This is a genomic window from Pseudomonas sp. AC193 (assembly GCF_979258075.1).
Window position 1 is genome coordinate 5,532,905 of sequence record NZ_OZ409832.1, and the last position, 24,933, is coordinate 5,557,837.

The 24,933-nt window shown below is 59.9% G+C and carries 24 protein-coding genes and 1 pseudogene; 20 read left to right on the top strand and 5 right to left on the bottom strand.

Translation table 11 applies throughout. From position 1 onward, the window contains the following. Positions 1-13: 13 nt before the first annotated feature. From ACZZ0D_RS24775 to phoB, 3 genes are all read right to left on the bottom strand, one after another. Positions 14-1,354 carry a hemolysin family protein gene (locus tag ACZZ0D_RS24775; RefSeq protein WP_053125129.1) on the bottom strand — a complete coding sequence of 447 codons (1,341 nt, stop codon included), beginning with the start codon at positions 1,352-1,354 and terminating at the stop codon, positions 14-16. A 123-nt stretch (positions 1,355-1,477) separates the two neighbouring features. Further along, the gene (gene phoR / locus ACZZ0D_RS24780; RefSeq protein WP_218959328.1) at positions 1,478-2,764 is read right to left on the bottom strand and encodes a phosphate regulon sensor histidine kinase PhoR; all 1,287 of its coding nucleotides are present in this window, start codon (positions 2,762-2,764) and stop codon (positions 1,478-1,480) included. Between the two features lie 138 nt (positions 2,765-2,902). After that, positions 2,903-3,592, bottom strand: coding sequence for a phosphate regulon transcriptional regulator PhoB (phoB, locus tag ACZZ0D_RS24785; protein ID WP_007896474.1), 690 nt, complete (start codon positions 3,590-3,592; stop codon positions 2,903-2,905). A gap of 151 nt (positions 3,593-3,743) precedes the next feature. Here phoB and ACZZ0D_RS24790 point away from each other — a divergent pair, with 151 nt between their 5' ends. Continuing rightward, the gene (locus tag ACZZ0D_RS24790; RefSeq protein WP_053125125.1) at positions 3,744-4,127 is read left to right on the top strand and encodes a COG4315 family predicted lipoprotein; all 384 of its coding nucleotides are present in this window, start codon (positions 3,744-3,746) and stop codon (positions 4,125-4,127) included. A 114-nt stretch (positions 4,128-4,241) separates the two neighbouring features. On the opposite strand, the gene ubiA is transcribed toward ACZZ0D_RS24790, so the two are convergent. Further along, positions 4,242-5,132 (bottom strand): 4-hydroxybenzoate octaprenyltransferase, encoded by an 891-nt coding sequence (ubiA, locus tag ACZZ0D_RS24795; RefSeq protein WP_463554527.1) that lies wholly within the window; start codon positions 5,130-5,132, stop codon positions 4,242-4,244. Next, positions 5,132-5,692 carry a chorismate--pyruvate lyase family protein gene (locus ACZZ0D_RS24800; RefSeq protein ID WP_463554528.1) on the bottom strand — a complete coding sequence of 187 codons (561 nt, stop codon included), beginning with the start codon at positions 5,690-5,692 and terminating at the stop codon, positions 5,132-5,134. Before ACZZ0D_RS24800 ends, ubiA begins: the two co-directional genes overlap by 1 nt. A 201-nt stretch (positions 5,693-5,893) precedes the next feature. Between ACZZ0D_RS24800 and ACZZ0D_RS24805 the strand changes: the two genes are divergently transcribed. From ACZZ0D_RS24805 to tssK, 19 genes and pseudogenes are all read left to right on the top strand, one after another. Further along, positions 5,894-6,061 carry a rubredoxin gene (locus tag ACZZ0D_RS24805; protein WP_007954349.1) on the top strand — a complete coding sequence of 56 codons (168 nt, stop codon included), beginning with the start codon at positions 5,894-5,896 and terminating at the stop codon, positions 6,059-6,061. A gap of 21 nt (positions 6,062-6,082) precedes the next feature. Then, on the top strand, positions 6,083-7,231 hold the full coding sequence (locus tag ACZZ0D_RS24810) for an FAD-dependent oxidoreductase (protein WP_463554529.1): 1,149 nt from the start codon (positions 6,083-6,085) through the stop codon (positions 7,229-7,231). A 192-nt stretch (positions 7,232-7,423) separates the two neighbouring features. Further along, entirely contained in the window at positions 7,424-7,699 is a 276-nt protein-coding gene (locus ACZZ0D_RS24815; protein WP_003213368.1) for an HU family DNA-binding protein, read from the top strand. Positions 7,700-8,340: 641 nt separating this feature from the next. Next, positions 8,341-9,903, top strand: a complete 1,563-nt coding sequence (tssA, locus tag ACZZ0D_RS24820) for a type VI secretion system protein TssA (RefSeq protein ID WP_212545369.1) — start codon at positions 8,341-8,343, stop codon at positions 9,901-9,903. Between the two features lie 32 nt (positions 9,904-9,935). Further along, entirely contained in the window at positions 9,936-10,439 is a 504-nt protein-coding gene (gene tssB, locus ACZZ0D_RS24825) for a type VI secretion system contractile sheath small subunit (protein WP_053125115.1), read from the top strand. Positions 10,440-10,465: 26 nt separating this feature from the next. Continuing rightward, a complete protein-coding gene (gene tssC / locus ACZZ0D_RS24830; RefSeq protein WP_042561804.1) occupies positions 10,466-11,941 on the top strand; it encodes a type VI secretion system contractile sheath large subunit in 1,476 nt (491 codons plus the stop codon). A 9-nt stretch (positions 11,942-11,950) separates the two neighbouring features. Beyond that, positions 11,951-12,358: a type VI secretion system baseplate subunit TssE gene (gene tssE / locus ACZZ0D_RS24835; protein ID WP_053125113.1), complete on the top strand. Its 408-nt coding sequence runs from the start codon at positions 11,951-11,953 to the stop codon at positions 12,356-12,358. Between the two features lie 11 nt (positions 12,359-12,369). Next, positions 12,370-12,895: pseudogene (locus ACZZ0D_RS24840) on the top strand (PAAR domain-containing protein). A gap of 1 nt (position 12,896) precedes the next feature. Beyond that, entirely contained in the window at positions 12,897-13,550 is a 654-nt protein-coding gene (locus ACZZ0D_RS24845; RefSeq protein ID WP_463554530.1) for a hypothetical protein, read from the top strand. A gap of 20 nt (positions 13,551-13,570) precedes the next feature. Beyond that, the gene (locus ACZZ0D_RS24850) at positions 13,571-13,912 is read left to right on the top strand and encodes a hypothetical protein (RefSeq protein WP_463554531.1); all 342 of its coding nucleotides are present in this window, start codon (positions 13,571-13,573) and stop codon (positions 13,910-13,912) included. Positions 13,913-13,995: 83 nt separating this feature from the next. Further along, entirely contained in the window at positions 13,996-14,421 is a 426-nt protein-coding gene (locus tag ACZZ0D_RS24855) for a hypothetical protein (protein WP_463554532.1), read from the top strand. Positions 14,422-14,448: 27 nt separating this feature from the next. Further along, a complete protein-coding gene (tssF, locus tag ACZZ0D_RS24860) occupies positions 14,449-16,236 on the top strand; it encodes a type VI secretion system baseplate subunit TssF (RefSeq protein ID WP_053125099.1) in 1,788 nt (595 codons plus the stop codon). Further along, complete coding sequence (tssG, locus tag ACZZ0D_RS24865; RefSeq protein ID WP_053125097.1) at positions 16,200-17,207, top strand: type VI secretion system baseplate subunit TssG; 1,008 nt, start codon at positions 16,200-16,202, stop codon at positions 17,205-17,207. The genes tssF and tssG overlap by 37 nt, the downstream gene beginning before the upstream one ends. Positions 17,208-17,218: 11 nt before the next feature. Continuing rightward, positions 17,219-19,876: a type VI secretion system ATPase TssH gene (gene tssH, locus ACZZ0D_RS24870; RefSeq protein ID WP_463554533.1), complete on the top strand. Its 2,658-nt coding sequence runs from the start codon at positions 17,219-17,221 to the stop codon at positions 19,874-19,876. 10 nt (positions 19,877-19,886) lie between these two features. Continuing rightward, positions 19,887-21,407 carry a sigma-54 interaction domain-containing protein gene (locus ACZZ0D_RS24875; RefSeq protein ID WP_463554534.1) on the top strand — a complete coding sequence of 507 codons (1,521 nt, stop codon included), beginning with the start codon at positions 19,887-19,889 and terminating at the stop codon, positions 21,405-21,407. 330 nt (positions 21,408-21,737) lie between these two features. After that, complete coding sequence (locus ACZZ0D_RS24880) at positions 21,738-21,878, top strand: hypothetical protein (protein ID WP_053125091.1); 141 nt, start codon at positions 21,738-21,740, stop codon at positions 21,876-21,878. 18 nt (positions 21,879-21,896) lie between these two features. Next, positions 21,897-23,093 (top strand): type VI secretion system-associated FHA domain protein TagH, encoded by a 1,197-nt coding sequence (tagH, locus tag ACZZ0D_RS24885; protein ID WP_212545361.1) that lies wholly within the window; start codon positions 21,897-21,899, stop codon positions 23,091-23,093. A gap of 5 nt (positions 23,094-23,098) precedes the next feature. Continuing rightward, entirely contained in the window at positions 23,099-23,599 is a 501-nt protein-coding gene (gene tssJ, locus ACZZ0D_RS24890) for a type VI secretion system lipoprotein TssJ (RefSeq protein ID WP_053125087.1), read from the top strand. 2 nt (positions 23,600-23,601) lie between these two features. Continuing rightward, the gene (gene tssK, locus ACZZ0D_RS24895; RefSeq protein WP_212545360.1) at positions 23,602-24,933 is read left to right on the top strand and encodes a type VI secretion system baseplate subunit TssK; all 1,332 of its coding nucleotides are present in this window, start codon (positions 23,602-23,604) and stop codon (positions 24,931-24,933) included.

Sequence of the window (24,933 nt, forward strand, 5' to 3'; positions counted from 1 at the left end):
CCCGCCATCCTGATCAATCCAGCATCAACACCTTCGCCAGCACAATCTTCGGGCCTTTCATCTTTTTAATGATGATCCGCAGGCCTTCGACTTCAAGCACTTCTTCCTCCTCCGGCACGCGGTTGAGGGTTTCATAGACCAGGCCAGCGAGGGTTTCCGCTTCGATGTGGTCGAGGTCGATGCCGAGCAGACGCTCCACCTTGAACAACGGCGTGTCGCCACGCACCAGCAGCTTGCCCGGCTGATAGGCGAGGATGCCGCGTTCAGCCTTGCGGTGTTCGTCCTGAATGTCGCCGACCAGCACTTCCAGCACGTCTTCCATGGTCAGGTAGCCGATGATGTTGCCGTCAGCCTCCTCGACCACGGCGAAGTGCGAGCCGCCCTTGCGGAACTGCTCCAGCAACTGCGACAGCGGCATATGGCGCGACACGCGCTCCAGCGGACGAGTCAGTTCAGCCAGGTTGAACGACTCGGGAATGTGATCCAGCGCCGCCAGTTCCAGCAGCAGATCCTTGATGTGCAGCAGGCCGACGAACTCCTGACGCTCGCTGTCATACACCGGATAGCGGCTGAACTTGTGGCGACGGAACATCGCCAGAATTTCCTTCAGCGGCGCATTGAATTCCAGCGAGATCAGGTCTTCGCGGGAGTTGGCCCAGTCGACCACTTCCAGTTCGCCCATTTCCACCGCCGAAGCCAGCACGCGCATGCCTTGGTCGCTGGGGTTCTGGCCACGGCTGGAGTGCAGAATCAGTTTCAGTTCTTCGCGGCTGTAATGGTGTTCGTGGTGCGGGCCGGGTTCGCCCTGGCCGGCGATGCGCAGAATCGCGTTGGCGCTGGCGTTGAGCAGGTAAATGGCCGGGTACATCGCCCAGTAGAACAGGTACAGCGGCACCGCCGTCCACAGCGACAGCAGCTCCGGTTTGCGGATCGCCCACGATTTGGGGGCCAGCTCGCCGACGACGATGTGCAGGTACGAAATGATGAAGAACGCGGTGAAGAAGGAGACGCCTTTGACGACCTCGGCCGATTGCACACCGACCGCGCTCAGCAGCGGCTCAAGAATGTGCGCGAACGCCGGCTCACCGACCCAGCCCAGGCCCAGGGAGGCGAGGGTGATACCGAGCTGACACGCCGAGAGGTACGCATCGAGCTGACTGTGTACGGTGCGCAGGATATGCCCGCGCCAGCCGTTCTGTTCAGCGATGGCCTCGACGCGGGTCGAGCGCAGTTTGACCATGGCGAATTCCGCCGCAACGAAAAAACCGTTGAGCAAAACCAGGATCAGAGCAAATAGGATCATGCCGAAATCGGCAAATATTGTTGCGAGGGACAAGCCAGGGGAAGGGTCGATGATGGAGTTTTGCGGGTTCCGTATGATTCAAAAGAAGGTAAAAGCCGCGCCTGAAAGGCAGGCACAAGTCAGCCAATGTAGCGGCTGACCGGGCGATTGCCTAGTGGCGCGTGCCGGGCGGCATCATTCGCTGGCGCTGATCGCCCGTGCATGTGCCACCTGAGCCGGGGCGAAATGGCAGGTGAACGTGCTGCCGTGGCCGGGAACGCTGCTGATCTCCATCCGTGCACGGTGGCGCAGCAACACGTGTTTGACGATGGCCAGGCCCAGCCCGGTGCCGCCGGTGTTGGAGTTGCGGCTGGAGTCGACGCGGTAGAAGCGTTCGGTCAGGCGCGGCAGGTGTTTGCTGTCGATGCCGATCCCGGAATCCTGCACGCTCAGGTGCGCGCCTTGATCGTCGCCCGACCAGCGAATGCGGATATTGCCCTCGGCCGGGGTGTACTTCACCGCGTTGAACACCAGATTGGAAAACGCGCTGCGCAACTCCGCCTCGCTGCCCTTGAGCAGAATGCTCGCATCGGCTTCAAGGGTGATGTGCTGGTTTTTTGCGCCGGACAATTGCTGCGCATCGCTTTTGATCGATTGCAGCAACGTGTCGATCTGCACTGGCTGGTTGTCCGACGGGTAATCAGTGGCTTCCAGTTTCGCCAGCAGCAACAGGTCGTTGAGCAGCGTCTGCATGCGTCCGCCCTGTTGTTGCATCTGCTGCAGCGCTCGGCTCCAGCGTGGGTTCACCTCTTCGACGTTGTCGAGCAGGGTTTCCAGATAGCCGCAGATCACCGTCAGCGGTGTGCGCAGTTCGTGGGAAACGTTGGCGATGAAGTCTTTGCGCATCTGTTCCAGCTGATGGATGCGCGTGACGTCGCGCACCAGCATCAAGTGTTCATTGTTGCCGTAGCGGGTGATGTACAGCTGAATGCGCAGGCGATCATTGGTCGGCGAGGGGATTTCCAGCGGCTCGGCGTAGCTGTCTTGCTCGAAGTACTCCTTGAAGCGCGGATGGCGCACCAGGTTGGTCACCGGTTGGCCGCTGTCCTGCGGGGTCTTCAGACCGAGCAAGGTTTCCGCCGCGCGGTTCCACCATTCCAGATTACCGTCGCTGTCGAGCATGATCACCGCGTCTTTCAGCGCGGCGGTGGATTCCTGAACCCGGTCGATCACCGCTTGCAGACGCCCGCGTACGCGTTGGTCGCGGCGTTGCAGGTGATAGATGCTGTCAAAAACCTCACCCCACAGGCCATAGCCATCGGGCGGTGCTTCATCGGGTTGGTGCAGGCGCAGCCATTCATGCAACCGCAGCAACTGCTTGAGCGTCCAGGCCAGATAAATACCCAGACCTGCAGCAAGGCTCCAGCCGTAATAGCCGGTGATCAGGCCGATCACCAGGCAGGCGGTGACCAGCAACAGCATGTGGCGAATCAGGGTGCCATGCCAGTTTTGATTCACGGAGCGTCCTTAACGCAGCTTCGAGTTTCAAGCCACAAGCTTCAAGCTAAAGCGGATCGGCTTCAACTTGCCGCTTGTAGCTAGACGCTTGCAGCTGCTGTTTTATGCCTTGGTGGAAAACCGGTAGCCAGTGCCGCGCACGGTTTGTACCAGATTTTCGTAGGCGTCGCCGAGGGCCTTGCGCAGGCGGCGGATGTGCACGTCAACGGTGCGCTCTTCAACATAGACGTTGCCGCCCCAGACCTGATCCAGCAACTGGCCACGGGTGTAGGCGCGTTCCTGGTGGGTCATGAAGAATTGCAGCAGACGGTATTCGGTCGGGCCCATCTCGGCGGGTTTGCCGTCGATGGTCACGCGGTGGCTGATCGGGTCGAGCAGCAAGCCACCGACTTCAATCGGCGCTTCGCCATCAGTCGGGCCGGCGCGGCGCAGCACGGCTTTGAGGCGGGCGACCAGTTCACGCGGGGAAAACGGTTTGGTGATGTAGTCGTCGGCACCGACTTCCAGACCCTGGATCTTGTTGTCCTCTTCGCCCTTGGCGGTGAGCATGATGATGGGGATGTCCCCGGTCAGCTCGTCACGCTTGAGGCGGCGGGCCAGCTCGATGCCGGAAGTGCCGGGCAGCATCCAGTCGAGCAGGATCAGATCCGGCTTGCGGTCGACAATGATGGCGTGCGCCTGCTGCGAGTTCTCTGCCTCGAGGCAGTCATAGCCGGCCATTTCCAACGCAACGGCGATCATTTCGCGAATGGGCGCTTCGTCGTCGACGATCAGAATGCTCCTGCCAACCATGCCTTAATCCTCTTGTCATTTAACTGTCTTGCGCCGCATTAGATAACGGAATTATTGCAGTCGTGTGACAGTATTTTAGTCGCCCGGCGATTGGCGCGATCCTGAACTAAGCTTTAAGTCCGAATCCTGACAACCACAAAAGAAGGTTTCCATGACTCAAATGACTGTTTCTTTCAAAGCGCTGATGCTTGCCGCTGCCCTCGCATTGCCATCGATGGCATTCGCCGCCGACCCGGCGATGGAAAAGGACGGCATGTACACCGATCACAAGGGCATGACCCTGTACACCTTCGCCAAGGACTCTGCGGGCAAGTCCATGTGCAATGACAAGTGCGCGACGAACTGGCCGCCGTTGATGGCTGCGGCGGGCGATAAGTCGATGGGTGACTGGACGGTTATCAAGCGTGACGACGGCAAAATGCAGTGGGCCTACCAAGGCATGCCGCTGTACACCTTCGTGATGGACAAAAAGGCCGGTGACATGACCGGTGACGGCAAAATGGACGGCGCCTGGAAAGTCGCCAAAGCCAAGTAACCGCAAATCCCCCTGTGGCAGCGGGCTTGCTCGCGAAAGCGTCGTGTCAGTCACCCTCATCGTTAACTGACACTCCGTCTTCGCGAGCAAGCCCGCTCCCACAGGTGTGGATCTTCAGCGCAGTGCGTAATCCAGCACGATCCCGACGAATATCGCCAACCCGGCCCAATGGTTGTGCAAAAACGCCTTGAAGCAGCGCAACCGGTCGCGATCCCGCGTGTACCAGAACTCCCACGCATAGCAACCGGCAGCGACCAGCAAACCAAGGTTAAACCACGTCCCCAACTCAAACTTCGACCCCGCCAGCAACAGGCAGCCCAGCGACAGCGCCTGCAAACTCAGGATGATCACCCGATCCGCTTCGCCAAACAGAATCGCCGTCGACTTCACGCCGATCTTTAAATCGTCATCGCGGTCGGTCATCGCGTAATAGGTGTCGTAACCCACCGTCCACAGCAGGTTGGCGATCCACAGCAGCCACGCCGCCGCCGGCAGCTCTCCCGTCTCCGCAGTGAACGCCATCGGCATGCCCCACGAGAACGCCGCGCCCAGCACCACTTGCGGGTAATAGGTGTAGCGCTTCATGAACGGGTAAGTGAACGCCAGCGCCAGACCGCCCAGCGACAACCAGATGGTCGGCGCGTTGGTGCACAGCACCAGCAGAAAACTCACGCCCATCAACAGCGCAAAGAACACCAGCGCTTCTTTCGAACTGATTCTGCCGGCCGCCAATGGCCGTTGTGCGGTGCGTTTGACGTGGCCGTCGACCTTGCGATCGGCCCAGTCGTTGATCACGCAGCCGCCGGCGCGGGTGAGGATTACGCCGAGGACAAAAATCACCACATTGGCCAGCGACGGCGAGCCTTTGCCGGCAATCCACAGCGCCCACAGCGTCGGCCACAGCAGCAGGTAAATGCCGATCGGCTTGTCCATCCGGGTCAGCTGAATGAAATCCCAGGCGCGCGGGTTCAAACGGTTCAGGGACTTGAGCAGGCTCTGATACATCAGCAGTTCTCCGAATGGGCGCGGGCGGTGCGCCACAGGCTCGGCAGGAAGATTTCCGCGACCAGCACGCTCAGCGCGCCACGGTCGAAACGCGAACGACGGCCCCACAGTGCGGGCGCCTTGGCGGCGGGCGGCAGCCATGCTTCAGGGTAGTGGCAGACTTCGAGTGCGCGGCGCTGGAACGCCTGATCGCAAAACAGCAACTCGCCCAACGAGCGGCTGCCGAGTTCGTCCATGTGCAAACCGTCGCCCTGCAACGCGGCGCGCGAAGCGACGCTGCGGGCAAACACCCAAGCCTCGCCGTGGCCGCGCAAATACACCTCGCGCACCCAGCCTTCACTGCCTGCGGCCAGATCCAGCGCCGCGCATTCGTCGGCACGCAGGGTGTCCCAGCCTTCGAACAAGGGCGTCACGCTAAAGCCGTCGTTGGACAAACGGGTGAGTCGGCGGGTCAGGGAGCCTTCATCGAACAGCCAGTCGAGCGTCAACGAATCAGGGAGGGGCGTCAGTCGGCTTTGAGTCAGCCAGAGCGGGGCCGGGGAGGAATTTGTCTGTTGCACAATGAGTCATTATTGGCCGCAAATGAGGCGGCGAGCTTAACATGGCGAGCTGCGATATTGAGCGATCCGGGTCGCCGTTGCGCCGAACAGGCTTGCATCTGCGCGGCTCCATCAGTACAAAACGCGCTGAGCCGGACGGCAGCGCAACACCCATCGACCGTCCGCGCCGGCAAAAGCCTGAACCCCTGAGGAAGTACCTGAATGAAAAAGTGGCAATGTGTGGTCTGCGGCCTGATCTACAACGAAGCCGACGGCTGGCCGGATGACGGCATCGCGCCGGGCACTCTGTGGCAGGACGTGCCGGAAGACTGGCTGTGCCCGGACTGCGGCGTCGGCAAAATGGACTTCGAAATGATCGAAATCAACTAAGTAAATCCAAAGGAGTAAGGCATGAGCGCACCTGTCGTCATCATCGGCACCGGCCTGGCGGGCTATAACCTGGCCCGGGAATTTCGCAAGCTCGACAGCGAAACTCCGCTGCTGTTGATTACCGCCGATGACGGCCGCTCTTACTCCAAACCGATGCTCTCCACCGGTTTCGGCAAAAACAAAGATGCCGATGGCCTGAGCATGGCCGAGCCGGGCGTCATGGCCGAGCAATTGAAAGCGGAAGTGCGCACCCACACGCGCATCAGCGGAATCGATGCCGGCCACAAGCGTCTGTGGATCGGCGAAGAAGCTGTCAGCTATCGCGATCTGATTCTCGCGTGGGGCGCGGAAACCGTGCGCGTGCCGGTCGAAGGCGATGGCGCCGAACTGGTGTTCCCGATCAATGATCTCGAAGACTACGCGCGATTCCGTGCCGCGGCCGCCGGCAAGCGCCGCGCGCTGCTGCTCGGCGCCGGTCTGATTGGCTGCGAATTCGCCAATGACCTGATTCTGGGCGGCTATGAAGTGCAACTGGTTGCGCCATGCGAGCAGGTCATGCCGACCTTGCTGCACCCGGCCGCTGCCGCCGCCGTGCAGGCTGGACTGGAAAGCCTCGGCGCCAAATTCCACCTCGGCCCGGTACTCACCCGTTTGCAGAAAGTCGCTGACGGTCTGGAGGCGCACCTCTCCGACGGTCAGGTCATCGCCTGCGATGTGGTGGTCTCGGCCATCGGTCTGCGCCCGCGCATCGATCTGGCGGCAGCTGCCGGCGTGCAGGTCAATCGCGGTGTCGTGGTTGATCGCCATTTGAAGACGTCCCACGCCAATATCTACGCCTTGGGCGATTGCGCCGAGGTCGATGGGCTGAATCTGTTGTACGTCATGCCCCTCATGAGCTGTGCGCGTGCGCTGGCACAAACCCTGGCGGGAAACCCTACAGCGGTGACCTACGGCCCTATGCCCATCACTGTGAAAACCCCGGTGTGCCCGTTGGTTGTTTCGCCGCCGCCACGCGGTAGCGAAGGCGTCTGGACGGTCGAAGGGCAGGGCGCTGACGTCAAAGCGTTGTGCCATAACGCAGACGGCCAGTTGCTCGGTTATGCGCTGACGGGCGCGGCGGTGATGGAAAAACTCGCCCTGAACAAACAGCTTCCAGCCTTGCTGGCGTAAATACCGGTCGTTCTGTCGGAATCACCCCGCTTTTGCCCCCACAAAGATCCGGGTGAGACTGGCGCAGGCTTTAACCGCGTGCCATCCTCACTCCCGTCTGCCGCAGAGTAGAGCACCTGCGGCGCCTTGGGCGCTGTTCCAACGAGGACAGCACGGACATAACAACAAAAAACCGTCAAAGGGGCTTCACTAATGCGTAAACCAGAACTCGCCGCTGCAATCGCTGAAAAAGCAGATCTGACCAAAGAACAGGCCAACCGCGTTCTTAACGCCGTTCTCGAAGAAATCACCGGCGCTCTGCACCGCAAGGACAGCGTCACGCTGGTGGGCTTCGGCACCTTCCTGCAACGCCACCGCGGCGCCCGTACCGGCAAAAACCCGCAAACCGGCGAGCCGGTGAAAATCAAGGCCAGCAACACCGTTGCATTCAAGCCAGGCAAATCGTTGAAAGACAGCGTCAATCCATAATTGCAACGAACTCCCTGAATAATGGGGAGAACGGTTGCGGAAAAATGGGCATACCGATGGAATCGGATGCCCATTTTTTATGCCTGATGGTTTCTAAATATCGTTGTATGGCGATCGCCATTAATACTCTTGCAACAATATGCACATTGTATGCAATCCAGTCGGCTGATAATCCCTTCTATATAAAAGCCATCATTGTGATGGCACTTTTTTAATTGTCTGTTGTCACGCGGCGTTTAATTGAAACAGCAATGAAGTCTTTCAGAGTTTTCCTACATCGAGATTTTTCAAAACTTGTCATGCTCCGCTCTGCTTCCGGCGACTCGTTCGGCTCCTGTTTTCAAGGGCGCTGGCGACAGCTCTGGATCGAGGCTTTGCGGCCGGATCGACCAGAGCGATGCTATTAAAATGGCATCGGGGATTCCCTGACGGAATATAGGGAAACCTCCTACGTGATTTAAAGAACACTTCGTCTTGTTGTTTAATCAGATGCTTGCTAGTGGCCATCATAGTGATTACGATGCGCGCACTTGAAAGAGCACAAACTCAATTGGATGAGTCCCGTACCCGCTCTTCGATACTGTCCCGCGCCGATGCAATTCCAATAGGCGCATGACCGTAATCCTTAATAAAGGCCATGGATGTCCTACTCAAGCAAACTTTCCGCTCATTACCTCGAACTCGCAAAAGTCTCTGTTTCCAAAGAGAATTTCGCGGGCGAAGACGTTCGTTTTTCGAGCGAATTCGAGGCATTGGAAAGCGAGCTGAGCAAAGCCTCGTCGATGCACGAAAGCGGGCAGATCGACTGGCTGAAAATCCGTGAGAACAGCGAAAACCTGCTGCGTACCCAATCCAAGGATTTGCGTGTCGGCGCCTGGCTGACCTGGTCGTTGTACCAGCGTGAATCCTTCCCCGGGCTGCTGGCCGGCCTCGGTTTGCTGCACCATCTGTCGGAAAACAACTGGGCCGACGTCCACCCGCTCAAACCCCGCACCCGTGCCGCCGCCATCGGCTGGCTGGTGCCGCGTCTTGAGCAGGTCATCACCGAAAACATTGCGATCAAAGAGCAGTTGCCGATGTTTCGGCAGCTCTCCGATCACCTGACTGGTCTTGAAGCCGCTTGCGCCGAGCACTTGGGCGATGAGTCGCCGCTGCTGCTGCCGATCTCCCGCCGCCTGAAAACCATGATCCAGCGCGCTGCCGACAATCAGCCGGCCCCCGGTGTGGTGGGCGCAGCGGTGGCGCAGGTCAAGCAGGCCGCGACCCAGTTGCTCACCCCTGGCGCGCCGATCGACAACGAAAAAGACGCGCACAAAGCATTGCGCGCCCAGCAAGACAGCGCTCGCCCGTTGTGTGCCTGGTGGCTCAAGCAGAAAGCCACTGATCTGCGCGCCTTGCGTCTCAACCGCACGCTGTTGTGGATGACCATCGACGCGGTGCCCGAGCGCAACGCCGAGCAGATCACCATGCTGCGCGGCCTGCCGGTCGACAAGCTCAAGCTCTATCAGGATCGCTTCGATCAGGGCAAATACGCCGACCTGCTGGTGGAACTGGAGGCGAGCCTGGCGAAGGCGCCGTTCTGGTTCGATGGCCAGAGGATGGTCTGGGAATGTCTCCAGAACCTCAACGCCGAGCTGGCCATGCGCGAAGTGGAAATCCACTTCGCGCTTTTGGTTCAACGGCTGCCCGGCATTATCGAACTGCGTTTCCATGACGGCGCACCGTTCGCCGATCCCGCTACTCGGGCGTGGATCGCCGCTAACGTCATGCCGCATCTGCAAAGCGCCAGCGCGCCGCGCAAGGTCGAAAGCGACAACGTCGAAACCCAGCCTGCCTGGGAAAAAGCCCTTGAAGAGGTGCTGCCGATTCTGCGCAAGGAAGGCCTCAAGCCCGCCGTGCAGATTCTCAAGCAAGGACTGCAAGCCGCTCAGGGTGGGCGCGTGCGTTTCTTCTGGCAGTTCGCCCTCGCACGGTTGTGCTTCATGGCCAAGAAATACGAACTGGCCAAGAACCAGCTGGAAACCCTCGATCAGACATTACAGGACTCAGGCCTGCACGCCTGGGAGCCCGATCTTGCATTGGAAGTGCTGCATTTACTGCATAGCTGCTGCGAGTTGTTGCCGCAGAACCATGCCGTACGTGAACGCAAGGAAGAGATTTATCGCAGGCTGTGCCACCTCGATCTCGAAGTGGTACTCGAATAGGCCCCAGGGCCACAACCGCAAGGAGAAAAGCCATGGCCAAAGAAGGCTCGGTAGCCCCCAAGGAACGCATCAACGTCACCTTCAAACCCGCCACCGGCGGTGCTCAGGAAGAGATTGAACTGCCGCTGAAGCTGCTGGCAATCGGTGACTACACCCACCGCAAGGACGAACGCAAGATCGAAGATCGCAAGCCGATCAGCATCGACAAGGTGACCTTCGACGAGGTGTTGGCCAAGCAAGAGCTGAGCCTGTCGATGAACGTGCCGAACCGTCTGCAGGAAGAAGGCAGCACGGAAGAGTTGGGCGTGCAGCTGCGCGTCAATTCGATGAAGGACTTCAACCCGGCCAGCCTGGTCGAGCAAGTGCCTGAGCTGAAAAAACTGATGGAACTGCGCGATGCGCTGGTGGCCCTCAAAGGCCCGCTGGGTAACGCCCCTGCGTTCCGTAAAGCCATCGAAGGCGTGCTCGCCGACGACGAATCCCGCGGTCGCGTACTCGGTGAGCTGGGCCTCAACGCCGCAGCCCCGGACGCCTGAACCCAGCAGCCAAGGAAGCCAACACAATGAGCACTAGCGCAGCACAAGAGAAAGGCGCCGCGAGCGGCGAGTACAGCATTCTCGACAGCATCATCGCCGAAACCCGTCTGACCCCGGACGACGAAGCCTACGACATCGCCAAACGCGGCGTGTCGGCCTTCATCGAAGAACTGCTCAAGCCGCAGAACAACGGTGAGCCGGTCAAGAAAGCCATGGTTGACCGCATGATCGCCGAGATCGATGCCAAGCTCAGCCGTCAGATGGACGAAATCCTGCACCACCCGGATTTCCAGGCGCTGGAATCGTCGTGGCGTGGTCTGCAGCTGCTGGTCGACCGCACCAACTTCCGCGAAAACATCAAGATTGAAATCCTCAACGTCTCCAAAGAAGACCTGCTGGACGATTTCGAAGATTCGCCGGAAGTCATGCAGTCTGGCCTGTACAAGCACATCTACACCGCTGAATACGGCCAGTTCGGTGGTCAGCCTGTGGGCGCGATCATCGCCAACTACTACATGTCGCCAAGCTCGCCTGACGTGAAACTGATGCAGTACGTGTCCAGCGTTGCCTGCATGTCTCACGCGCCGTTCATCGCTGCGGCCGGCCCGAAATTCTTCGGTCTGGAAAGCTTCACCGGCCTGCCGGATCTGAAAGATCTGAAAGACCACTTCGAAGGCCCGCAATTCGCCAAATGGCAGAGCTTCCGGACTTCGGAAGACTCCCGCTACGTTGGCCTGACCGTGCCGCGTTTCCTGCTGCGCAACCCGTACGACCCGGAAGAAAACCCGGTGAAATCGTTCGTGTACAAGGAAACCGTTGCCAACAGCCACGAGCACTACCTGTGGGGCAACACTGCTTACGCGTTCGGCACCAAGCTGACCGACAGCTTCGCCAAATTCCGCTGGTGCCCGAACATCATCGGCCCACAGAGCGGTGGCGCTGTTGAAGACCTGCCGCTGCACCATTTCGAAAGCATGGGCGAAATCGAAACCAAGATCCCTACCGAGGTTCTGGTCAGCGACCGTCGTGAATACGAACTGGCCGAGGAAGGCTTCATCTCCCTGACCATGCGCAAAGGCTCCGACAACGCGGCGTTCTTCTCCGCAAGCTCGGTGCAGAAGCCGAAGTTCTTCGGCATCAGCGCTGAAGGCAAGGCTGCAGAGCTGAACTACAAGCTCGGCACTCAACTGCCGTACATGATGATCGTCAACCGCCTGGCTCACTACTTGAAAGTGCTGCAGCGCGAGCAACTCGGTTCGTGGAAAGAACGTACCGACCTCGAGCTGGAACTGAACAAGTGGATCCGTCAGTACGTTGCCGACCAGGAAAACCCGAGCGCCGAAGTGCGTGGCCGTCGTCCGCTGCGCGCTGCGCAAATCATCGTCAGCGACGTTGAAGGCGAGCCGGGCTGGTACCGCGTGAGCTTGAACGTGCGTCCGCACTTCAAGTACATGGGTGCCGATTTCACCCTGTCGCTGGTTGGCAAGCTGGACAAAGAGTAAGAGCGACTCATGGACGGATACGGCAGCCTTTTCGAGCGCCTTAACGGCGACGCAGAAAAACGCAGTGGTTGGAGCCGCGAGGTTTCCGCCATGGCGTCCGTGGCTGCCCATCTGGCCAAAATGCTCAGCACCCGGGCCGGCAGCGTGCAAACGCTGTCCGACTACGGGTTGCCCGATCTCAATGACATGCGTCTGAGCCTGCACGACTCCCTGAGTCAGGCCCGTCTGGCCATCGAATGCTTCATCGAAGCCTACGAGCCGCGCCTGAGCAACGTGCGTGTCATTTCCCTGCCGCGTGATCACGATCAGCTGCGCCTGGCCTTCAGCATCGAAGGCCTGCTGGAAGTTGATGGTTTCAAGCGCCAGGTCAGTTTCGCCGCGCGCCTGGATGGCAGCGGTCAAGTGAAGGTCAACTAAGGAGATTCCCGATGTCTGGCAAACCCGCAGCACGCGTATCCGACCCCACCGCTTGCCCGCTCCCCGGCCACGGCACCAACCCGATCGCCGCCGGTTCCGGCGACGTGTTCTTCGACGGCCTCGCGGCCGCCCGCCAGGGCGATGCCTCGGCGTGTGGTGGTGCGATGTCGGGAGGTTTGGCGACCACTGTTTTGATCAACGGCAAGCCTGCCGCGACGGTTGATTCGGTAGGGACACCATGGCAATAAAGTCACTGCCGGTTCCGGGACGGTGATTATCGGGAATTCGCATTCTCCGGCGCCGTTTGTGCCGCCAGTTCCTTTGGAGATATTTGGATTCAATGTCCGCGTCCAACTAATGGATCCAGTATCTGGTCAGCCACTTAAAAATATGGCCTATACGGCCACTCTCGAAGATGGTTCGGAAATCCATGGTGTAACTGATGATGTGGGTCTTTCCAAGGCGTTAGGAACTAAGGGGAGCGTGCAGAACATCGAAATTGCAGCTAAGCCAAATTGGCTGGTCAGGGGAGAGTAAGATGCCTCAAGCTGTAAAAGTAGCAACTGTCGCGACGACACCCGCCAAGGATAAAACGCCGGTTCAAATTTATCTGGTGAGTGATCACGACTTCGTAATTCCAGTCGTATTTCCAGATTACAAGATTCATGTCGAAATGCTGGGGCTCAGTCGCGAGGTTCCAAATTTAGGGCATGCCGGTGTTTTGATTGTCAACGGTAAAACCGGAAAGACGATGTATGGAGAATATGGACGGTATCAAGGGGAGGAGGGCCCCCCTGGCGTTGTCAGGGTTCGCGCGGTGCCTGACGTTACGATTAAGGCAGGCGCGATTACTGAGCAGTCGCTGAAGAAAACCTTGAGAAAAATGGCCGTAGCATTTGGACAGTCCGGCAATGTATCTGGGGTGGTGCTCCGCGGAGCTGCATATTCTGACGCCGAAACTTGGCTGAACAATAAATTGAAGGAAAACAAGGCTCTGGATAGGAAACCCTACGACCTGACAGACCATAACTGCATGACCTTCGTTGCCGATTTAGTTGACAGTCTCAATCTCGGTGCACCGAGCAGACCTTATTTTGCCGTCATTCCTAAAGATTATATGGAAGACTTTCAGGCGGTTAAGCCGGACCTGAATTACGTGTACAGCACTGACACTCTGGAGATAAAAGATTGATTTGGGTAAAGCGTTTTCTAATGTTCATGGGTGCGCTTTCTTTGTTGGCGATATTTGTTGGAATATATTTTATGGATTTTTCAAAAGATAAGCCGCGTCTGTTGAGCGAGTACCCGAACGCTCATTGGCGGGGTGGAGCCGATGGCGGACAGTTCATAGAAATCACAAAGTCCGAACGGCCTTATTATTTTATCCAGATCCGAAATGATGATGGGTCATTATGGGATGAAGGCTGGCTGAAGTTTGGAGATGAGAATAGCGAGCCATTCACTGCTGACAATGTTCTGTTTTTTGAGGGTGAGGGCGCCATTTTTCTTCAAGAGCGAAAAGTTCTTAGTTCCGATAAAGCGAAAGCGAAGTAACGGCCTCCCATGAGTTCGCAAATCCGGGGGCCAAGAGCGTTTGCCTATCGCGATGGACAACGTCCTGCCTTAGGTGTGTGCAAGTGATCACTCCGAGCCTGCACAGATTTCTGGTGGCCGCGCTCTGCGGACCGATGGTCTTGCTCGTGGTTCTAACGATCGTTGATTGGTTTGCGGGGTACTCGCAGGTCTCCAACTGGAAGCAGTTCCTGATGATCTACGTCCTTGGGTTCGGCATTCCGGCGTATTTCGTTTTTGCCGCATGGGCAACGCGAGCGCTCAGCAAAGTAACTGAGCAACAGATTCTGAAGAAGGTCTTGTGGGCGCCACTGATGTTCATCCCGTTTTATGCGGCACCCTGGATTATCGGCGGGCTGGTTCTGTTGCTTTTGGGGGAGCTTTCCGGATTACCGATGATGTTCGCTTGGCTCGCTTTTTTACCGTACCTGCTCGTCGCAGGTTATTTCGTGTCCGGACTGACAGTCGCGCTCTACAGGATATTTTTTTGATGCGTTCCACTACCAGGCAGGTAACCCGTGTCCTTTAACCACTACTACCAAAGCGAACTCACCGCACTGCGCCAACTCGGTCGCCGTTTCGCCGAGCGTAGTCCGGCGCTGGCCCCGTATCTGGGGCAGGCCGGGCGGGATCCGGACGTGGAGCGGTTGCTGGAAGGCTTTGCGTTTCTCACCGGGCGCCTGCGCCAGAAGCTCGATGACGAACTGCCGGAACTCAGCCATTCGCTGATGCAATTGCTCTGGCCCAACTACATGCGCCCGCTGCCGGCGTTCAGCATTTTGCAGTTCGATCCGCTCAAGCGTTCGGGCCCGGCGCTGGTGGTCGAGCGTGATACGCCGGTGGAGAGCAAGCCGATCGAAGACGTGCGTTGCCGCTTCCGCACCTGCTACCCGACCGAGGTGTTGCCGCTGGATCTCGCGGCGCTGAATTACTCGGTGAAGGGCGACGGCTCGCTGCTGAGTCTGCGTTTGGAAATGAGTGCCGACGGCCACCTCGGTGAACTGGAACTGAGCAAACTGCGCCTGCACTTTGCCGGTGAACGCTACATCAGCCAGATGCTTTATCTGAGCTTGCTGCGCAATCTTGAAGGTATCGAGCTGATCCCGCTCGACGGCGCCGGCAAGCCAATTGATGGCGTCAGCGGCAAGCCGATGGCGTTCAAGATTCCCGGTGACCGGGTCACCCCGGTGGGCTTTGCCGAAGAAGAAGCGTTGATCCCGTATCCGCTGAACACCTTCCGTGGCTATCGCTACCTGCAGGAATACTTCGCCTTTCAGGACAAGTTTCTCTTCGTCGACGTCAACGGTCTGGACATCCTCAACGCGCTGCCGCAGGACACCCTCAAGCAGATGCGCGGCCTGGAATTGCGCTTCGACATTCGCAAGAGCGGCATCCTGCGCATGCGTCCGACACTGGATAACGTGAAGCTGTTTTGCACGCCGATCGCCAACCTGTTTGCCCACGATGCGTTGCCGATTCGTCTCGACGGCAAGCAGGACGAATACCTGCTGCTGCCCGCGGAATACGATCTGGAAAACTGCGGTGTGTTCTCGGTGGAAACCGTGACGGGCTGGAAGCCCGGCGGCCTCGGTTATCAGGAATACGTGCCGTTCGAATCCTTCGAGCACGACCCGAGTTTCGACGTGCCCAACAGCCGTCCGCATTACAGCATTCGCCAGCGCTCGTCCTTGCTGCACGACGGCCTCGACACTTATTTGAGCTTCGGCATTCGTCACACCGAAGCCCACGAAACCCTGTCGATCGAGCTGATCTGCACCAACCAGAATCTGCCGCGCAAGCTCAAGCTCGGCGACATCTGTGTGGCCTGCGAAGAGACGCCGGAGTTTCTCAGTTTCCGCAACATCACCCCGGCCACGTCGAGCTTCGCGCCGCCGCTGAACCGTGACTTCCTGTGGAAGCTGATCAGCAACATGTCGCTTAACTATCTGTCGCTGGCGGACGTCAATGCGTTGAAGGTGATTCTCGAAACCTACGACCTGCCGCGTTACTACGACCAGCACGCAGAGAAGGTCAGCAAACGCCTGCTCGGCGGCCTGAAAAACATCAAGCATCACCACGTCGATCGCTTGCACCGTGGCTTGCCGGTACGCGGCTTGCGCACCGAGCTGACCATCGACCCGGAAGGGTACATCGGCGAAGGCGACCTGTTCGTTTTCGCTTCGGTTCTTAACGAGTTTTTCGCGCTTTACGCCAGTCTCAATTCATTCCACGAGCTGCGAGTAAAAAGCACACAGGGAGAGGTGTACCAATGGACACCACGTATGGGCCTGCAGCCCCTGCTTTAAGCGGGCTCACCAAGGCGATACGCGAGTACTCGCTGTTTCAGGCAGTGCTGCTGGTGATCGATCGGCTGCGCGAGGCACACCCGTACCTGAGCGAAGACGATTTGTACGATCAGCTGGAATTCCAGGCCAATCCGAGCCTGGGTTTTCCCGGCAGCGACGTCGATCGCGTGGAGTTTTTCGAAGAGCACGGGCAGATGCGCGCGCGCATGCGTTTCAACCTGATCGGCCTGGTCGGTTCCGGTTCGCCGCTGCCGGCGTTCTATGGCGAACAAGCCCTGGGCGATAGCGAAGACGGCAACCCGACGCGCAACTTCCTCGACCTGTTTCACCATCGTCTGCAACGGCTGATGCTGCCGATCTGGCGCAAATACCGCTACCGCGCAAGCTTCCAGAGCGGCGCGCTCGACCCGTTTTCGGCGCAGCTGTTTGCGCTGATCGGTCTCGGTGGCGAAGAGATTCGCAAGGCCAAGGAACTCAACTGGAAACGCCTGCTGCCGTACCTCGGTTTGCTCAGTCTGCGGGCGCACTCGGCGGCGCTGATCGAAGCCGTGCTGCGTTACTACTTCAAGCACGAAGACCTGGTCATCGAGCAATGCATCGAGCGCCGCGTCGAGATTCTTGAAGAACAGCGCAATCGTTTGGGCCGCGCCAACAGCCTGCTCGGCGAAGACCTGGTGCTCGGCGAACACGTGCGCGACCGCAGCGGCAAATTCCGCATTCACATCACCGAACTCGATTGGCAGCGATTCCATGAATTCCTGCCGATCGGTTTCGGCTACCAGCCGCTCTGCGCGCTGGTGCGGTTCACCCTGCGTGACCCGCTCGATTACGACATCCGCCTGGTGCTGCGCCAGGAAGAAATCCGCGAACTGCGCATCGGTGAGCAGAACGCCTGTCGCCTCGGTTGGACCAGTTGGCTGGGCCGCGAAAAAGCGGACGGCGTGGTGACCCTGGGCAGCAAAATTCATTAAGGACGTGAGCCATGATCAACGTAGACCTGCAACAACTCATCCAGGCGCTGGACGCCGAAACCCGTCGTGATCTGGAGCGTTCGGCCGAGCGTTGCGTCGCCCGTGGCGGTAGCAAAATTCTTGTCGAAGACTTGATGCTCGGCCTGCTGGAACGTCCGAACGGTTTGCTCGCCCGCGCGTTGCAAGACGCCGATGTCGACGCCGGTGAACTCAGCGCCGCGCTGCAATCGCGCGTCGAGCACAGCGCTTCGCGCAACCCGGTGTTCGCCCCGGAACTGGTGCAGTGGCTGCAAGATGCGTTGCTGGTGGCCAACCTCGAACTCGGTCAGACCCAGGTTGAAGACGCCGCGCTGATCCTCGCGCTGCTGCGCAACCCGATGCGTTACGCCGGCAGCCGTTATCAGCCGCTGCTCGCCAAGCTGAACATCGATCGCCTGAAAGAATTTGCCCTGTCGCAACAGGAGCAGCCGGCGGCCAATGGCAAACCCGCCGCGCAGGGCGAATCGCTGTTGCAGCGTTTCACCCACAACCTGACCCAACAGGCCCGCGACGGTAAACTCGACCCGGTACTGTGCCGTGACGGCGCGATTCGGCAGATGGTCGACATCCTCGCCCGTCGCCGCAAGAACAACCCGATCGTCGTCGGTGAGGCCGGTGTCGGCAAGACCGCCATCGTCGAAGGTCTGGCCTCGCGCATCGCTGCCGGTGAAGTGCCGCAAGTGCTCAAAGGCGTTGAACTGCTGTCGCTGGACATGGGCCTGTTGCAGGCCGGCGCCAGCGTCAAAGGTGAATTCGAACGTCGTCTCAAAGGCGTGATCGACGAAGTCAAAGCTTCGCCGAAACCGATCATTCTGTTTATCGACGAAGCGCATACGCTGATCGGCGCGGGCGGCAATGCTGGCGGTTCCGATGCGGCCAACCTGCTGAAACCGGCACTGGCCCGTGGCGAACTGCGTACCATCGCCGCCACCACGTGGGCCGAGTACAAGAAATACTTCGAGAAAGACCCGGCGCTGGCCCGTCGTTTCCAACCGGTGCAATTGCACGAACCGACCGTGAGCGAAGCGGTGACCATCCTCCGTGGTCTGGCCCAGGTTTATGAGAAAAGCCACGGTATCTATCTGCGTGATGACGCGGTGGTTTCGGCGGCGGAATTGTCCGCACGTTACCTGGCCGGTCGGCAACTGCCGGACAAAGCCGTTGATGTCCTCGACACCGCTTGCGCCCGCGTACGCATCAGCCTCGCCGCTGCCCCGGAAAGCCTTGAGCGCCTGCGTGGCGAACTGGCTGAAGGTGGCCGTCAGCGTCAGGCCCTGCGCCGTGACGCCGAGGCTGGTCTGCTGATCGATCACGAAGCGCTGGAGGCTTTGGAAGCACGTCTCGACGACGCCGAAGACGAAATGGTCGCGCTGGAAACCCTGTGGACTGAACAGAAAACCCTGGCCGAGCGCCTGCTCGATCTGCGTCAGCAACTGGCCAAGGCCCGCGAAGCCGCTGCCGTTGAACCGGTGCTCAGCGTTGAAGAAGACGCCGAAGGCACGGTCATCGAAACCCTCGCCGCCGAGGTCGAAGAAGGCCAGAGCGTTGAAGCGCTGGAAGCCCAGCTCAACGAAACCCACAGCGCGCTGACTGCCGCCCAGGTCAAAGAGCGTCTGGTCAGTTTCGAAGTGTGCCCGCGTCTGGTCGCCGAAGTGATCAGCGCCTGGACTGGCGTGCCGTTGGCGCAACTGGCTCGCGAGCACAACGCCAAAGTCGCCAGTTTCGCCACCGATCTGCGCACGCGCATTCGCGGTCAGGAACAAGCCGTGCACGCACTGGATCGCTCGATGCGCGCCACCGCTGCCGGCCTGAACAAACCTGACGCGCCAGTCGGCGTGTTCCTGCTGGTCGGCCCGAGCGGCGTCGGTAAAACCGAGACCGCGCTGGCCCTCGCTGATCTGCTGTACGGCGGCGACCGTTTCATCACCACCATCAACATGTCCGAGTTCCAGGAGAAGCACACCGTCTCGCGCCTGATCGGTGCACCGCCAGGCTACGTCGGTTACGGCGAGGGCGGCATGCTCACCGAAGCCGTGCGGCAGAAACCGTACTCGGTGGTGTTGCTCGATGAAGTCGAGAAGGCTGATCCGGACGTGCTCAACCTGTTCTACCAAATCTTCGACAAAGGCGTGGCCAACGACGGCGAAGGTCGCGAGATCGACTTCCGCAACACGTTGATCCTGATGACCTCGAACCTCGGCAGCGATCGCATCAGCGACCTTTGCGAAAACGGCGCGCGGCCGACCGCCGAAGTGCTCGAAGAAACCATTCGCCCGGTGCTCAGCAAACACTTCAAACCGGCGCTGCTGGCGCGGATGAAAGTGGTGCCGTACTACCCGGTCGGCGGCCCGGTATTGCGCGAGCTGATCGAGATCAAACTCGGCCGTCTTGGCGAGCGCCTCAACCGTCGTCAGCTGGATTTCAGCTGGTGCCAGAACCTTGTCGATCACTTGTCCGAGCGCTGCACGCAAAGCGACAGCGGTGCGCGCCTGATCGATCATCTGCTCGATCAACACGTGCTGCCGCTGGTGGCCGATCGTCTGCTCGACGCCATGGCCACCGGTGAAAGCCTGAAGCGCGTGCACGCCACGCTCGACGGCGAAGCCAGTGTGACGTGCGAGTTCGCCTGAGGTGGGCGTGATGTTCACTCAAGTGCCGCAGCCGCTGGTGTATGCCGAAGCGTTGCTGGCGCAGTTCGCCAGTCTGTCGCGCGCGGCGGACGGTGCTGCGCTGCTGGGTGACTTCGTGCGCGGCTTGGCCGAGTTGAGCGGTTGCGAACTGGCGCAGTTGTATCTGCTCGACGCCACCCACACCTGCCTGGGAATGAACGCCGAATGCCTCGACGGCGCCCTGCAACCGCGTGAAGCGGCGAGCCTGCCGGCGGATTACAACGGTGAGCAACTGCTGCAATTCGCCCTGTGCCAGAACCGCGTGGTGTGCCTCGACGACTTGAGCGCCAGCCTGCACGAAACCAGTTTTCTGCCGGCGGTGGCCTCGCCGTGGCAGTCGCTGTTGTGCGTGCCGCTGGTCAATCAGCACAAGGCTGTCGAAGGTCTGCTGCTGTGCGCCAGCCGCCGTCGCACCGACCTGCAAGGCTTCGCCGATTCGCTCGGGCAGCTCGGCTCGTTCGTGCTTGGCCAATTGCATTTGCTCCAGCGTCTGCGTCAGCCACGCGATGTGTCGGCGCCGGTGGCGCGCAGCGTGCCGAGCATCAGCGGTTACGGCTTGATTGGCAAAAGCACCGCGATGCGCCAGACCTACTCGCTGATCGGCAAAGTCCTGCACAGCCCGTACACCGTGCTGTTGCGCGGCGAAACCGGCACCGGCAAGGAAGTCGTCGCGCGGGCGATTCACGATTGCGGGCCGCGTCGCTCGCAGGCTTTCATCGTGCAGAACTGCGCGGCGTTCCCTGAAAACCTGCTGGAAAGCGAGCTGTTCGGCTATCGCAAGGGCGCCTTTACCGGCGCCGATCGCGACCGCGCCGGGCTGTTCGACGCGGCCAACGGCGGCACGCTGTTGCTCGATGAGATCGGTGACATGCCGCTGTCGCTGCAATCGAAATTACTGCGCGTGTTGCAGGAAGGCGAGATTCGTCCGCTGGGTTCCAACGACACGCACAAGATCGACGTGCGCATCATCGCCGCGACTCACCGCGATCTGTCGGTGCTGGTCAGTGAAGGCAAATTCCGCGAGGACTTGTACTACCGCCTCGCGCAATTCCCGATTGTGCTGCCAGCGTTGCGTCAGCGCGAAGGCGACATCCTCGACCTCGCGCGGCATTTTGCCGAAAAGGCCTGCGCGTATTTGCAGCGAGATCCGGTGCGTTGGTCGGACGCGGCGCTGGAGCATCTGGCGGGTTACACCTTCCCCGGCAACGTCCGCGAACTGAAAGCGCTGGTCGAGCGCGCGGTGCTGTTGTGCGAGGGCGGCGAGTTGCTGGCCGAGCATTTCTCCCTGCGCATGGAGCCGATGCCCGAAGACAACAGCAGCCTGAATCTGCGCGAACGCCTGGAGCAGGTCGAGCGCACGTTGTTGCTCAACTGCCTGCGCAAAAACGACGGCAACCAGACCCTCGCCGCCCGCGAACTGGGCCTGCCCCGCCGCACACTGCTATACCGCCTCGGCCGCCTGAATATCAATTTGGGTGACTTCGATGGTTGAGCAGAAATTGATCGCCTTGTCCCGCACTCCCACGGCCAATGAATTCCTTGAGGCTGTTGATTCCCCTGTGGCGAGGGGATTTATCCCCGATCGGCTGCGCAGCAGCCGCAGTCCGGTAGATACGGTCTCACTGAAAGACCGCGCTGGCAGGTTTTGGGGGCGCTGCGCACCCCAACGGGGACAAGTCCCCTCGCCACAGGAGATCGTGGCACCTCCTTGGATTGGCTCTGAGCCTTGGTTTAGAGCCTCCCAAACCAATAAATTCGCTAATAACGGCGCCGCCCGCAAGGGCCGGCGCTTTGTGCTTTGTCTACCCCTGGAGACCCTCTGATGTCTGTTCGTCACTGGCACGCTGTCCTGCTGACCCTCGTCGTTCTATGCGGCCTTGGCGGCTGTAGCGGCAACTACAAATTCAACGACAACGACTATCGCCCGCTGGGTGATCCGCAAGCGGCCAATCGCGGTAAGTGATTGCAAGGAGCAGCAAACATGGAATTGGTTTTCGAAATGCTGAACACCAAGCAATTCGTGCCCACCGAGTTGTGCCAGAAGACCTTCAAGCAGGCCGGCGGCGTGATCGGGCGAGGCGAGGATTGCGACTGGATCATCCCTGACCGCAAGCGTCACCTGTCCAATCACCACGCGATTGTCAGCTACCGCGAAGGCTCGTTTTTCCTGACCGACAGCAGCAGCAACGGCATTCAGGACGGCGGCAGCGGCGCGCGTCTGCACAAGGGCGAACCGGTGCGCATCGAGCACGGCAGCACCTACGTGCTCGGCGACTTCGAGATTCGTGCGCGACTGGTGCGTGACCCGGCCACGTTCGACGGCGAAGCCGGCCGTCCGCGCGCGGCGGGCAGCATCATTCCCGACGACGCGTTTCTCGACCTCGACCCGCTCAATGCCATCGAACAGCAAGAGCGCGTGTACTCGGAAATCGACGAATTGCTGGCGCCGACCGCCAAACCCGAGGACTCGCGTCAGCGTGCCGACTACGCGCGCATCGACATGGAAAGCCTGATGGTGCCGGAGCTGATCGCCGCTCCCGTCGAGCCTGAACCCGCGCCGGCGCCGAAGCCTGTTGAACGGCAAAGCGAAGGTTTCTGGGAGCACTTCGGCGCCGCGCTGGGTGTCGACGTCAAAAGCCTCAACCACGACGAACGCGAAGCGCTGGCACTGAATGCCGCGCGTTTGCTGCGTCAGAGCGTCGGCGGTTTACAACAGAGCCTGCGCACCCGCTCGGAGCTGAAAAACGAGCTGCGTCTGGCCCAGACCATCGTCCAGGGCACCAACAAGAATCCGCTGAAATTCGCCGTCGATCCGAGCGAAGCGCTGGAGATTCTGTTGCAGCCAAGCAAACCCGGTCATCTGCCGGCCGAGCAAGCGATCTCCCGCGCGTTCCGTGATCTGCAGGCGCATCAAGTGGCGCTGCTGACCGCCAGCCGCGCCGCCGTACGCGGCACGCTGGAGCACTTCTCGCCGGAGCAATTGACCCTGCGTTTCGAGCGCGACAACAAGCCGCTGATCGCAACATCGGGTGGGCGCTGGAGAGCGTTCGGCCGTTATCACCAGGCACTGCGTCAGGACGATGACTGGAGCGAGCGCCTGTTGGCCCGCGACTTCGCTCAGGCCTACGAAGAACAGATCCGCCTGATTTCCACCCTCCACACCGACCACCAAGGATGATGCGCATGTCTCGCCGCTCGACCGCTTTTTTCCAGACGCTGACTGCGCTCACTTTGCTGGCGTTGCTCGCCGGTTGCTCGTCGCTATCGCCGTACTCGAACGTGACCAAGGTCAATCTGAAACTGACCGGCAGCGATCAGTTGAACCCCGATCTCAACGGGCGTCCTTCGCCGATCGTGGTGCGCCTGTTCGAACTCAAACACCCGGTGACCTTCGAAAACGCTGACTTCTTCAGCCTCTACGAGCGCGCCAAGGAATCCCTCAACCCGGATCTGGTGGCCACCGAAGAACTCGAATTGCGCCCGGGTGAAACCGTCGAGTTGAAGCTCAGCGTGGAGGAGGGCAGCCGTTACGTAGGCGTGCTCGCCGCTTACCGCGATCTGCCGGAAACCGAGTGGCGCTACACCGTGCAGGTCACCCCGCAGGAACTCACCGAGGCTGATCTGACCCTCGATCAGACGGGTATCCGCAACAGCCAAGAAACGCTCGCCAAGGCGGATAACTGATCATGAATACCCATAAAGTCATTTGGCAGGAAGGCATGCTGCTGCGGCCGCAGCACTTCCAGCACAACGATCGCTATTACGATCACCAGATGAAAACCCGCACCCAGTTGCTGGGCAGTTACACCTGGGGTTTCCTCAATCTGGAGATCGACCTGCAGTTCCTCAACATGGGCAAACTGGTGGTCAGCCAGGCCTCGGGGATTCTTCCGGACGGCAGCCTGTTCGAACTCGGCGGCAACACCGAACCGCTGGCGCTGGACGTACCGCCGAACACCGGCAACACGCCGATTTATCTGGCGCTGCCGCTGGTCACCGGTAACCACATCGAGGCGCGCCGTCCGGAGCAGTCCGACGTGCTCGCGCGCTTCACCGCGTACGACGCTGAAGTGGCTGACTCCAACGCCGGCGACGATTCCGCCAGCCAGGTCAGCTGCGGTCGCCCGGATTTCAAACTGATGCTCGGCGAGCAGCAGAGCGATCAGGCGTATGTGAAGCTGAAAATCTGCGACGTGCTCGACACCACGCCCGACGGCGTGATCAGCCTCGATCCGGATTTCGTGCCGACCTACATTCAGGCTCACGCGTCCAGCTATCTGCTGTCGTGCCTGAAAGAAGTCATCAGCATGCTCAACCACCGTGGCGACACGATTGCCGAGCGGATTCGCTCCAACGGCAAGGTCGGCGGCGCTGAGGTTGGCGACTTCATGATGCTGCAACTGATCAACCGCACCGAGCTGCTGCTGCGTCACTACCTCGGTCTGGAGCAAGTGCACCCGGAAGAGTTGTACCGCACGCTGCTGACCATGCTCGGTGATCTGGCGACGTTCTCCGGCGAGAGCAAACGCCCGCGTCTGGACAGCCGTTATTCCCACGCCGATCAGGGCGGCAGCTTCCGCAAACTGATGGAAGCGATTCGTCAGGTGCTGTCGATGGTGCTCGAACAGCACGCCATCGAACTGATCCTGCAAGCGCGTCAGTACGGGATCATCGTTTCGCCGTTGCACGACCACAAACTGCTCGGCACCGCGTCGTTCGTGCTGGCAGCGAGTGCCAACTGCGATTCCGAAGAACTGCGCCACCGCTTGCCGGCGCACCTCAAGGTCGGCCCGGTGGAGCGCATCCGCCAACTGGTCAACCTGCATTTGCCGGGGATCAAGGTCAAACCGTTGCCGGTGGCCCCGCGGCAGATCGCGTTCCACTCCAACAAAACCTATTTCATTCTCGAACTCAGTTCCGAAGACCTGGCACAACTGGAACGCTCCGGCGGTTTCGCGTTCCACGTGTCCGGCGAATTCGCCGAGCTTGAACTGAAATTCTGGGCCATCAGGAACTGA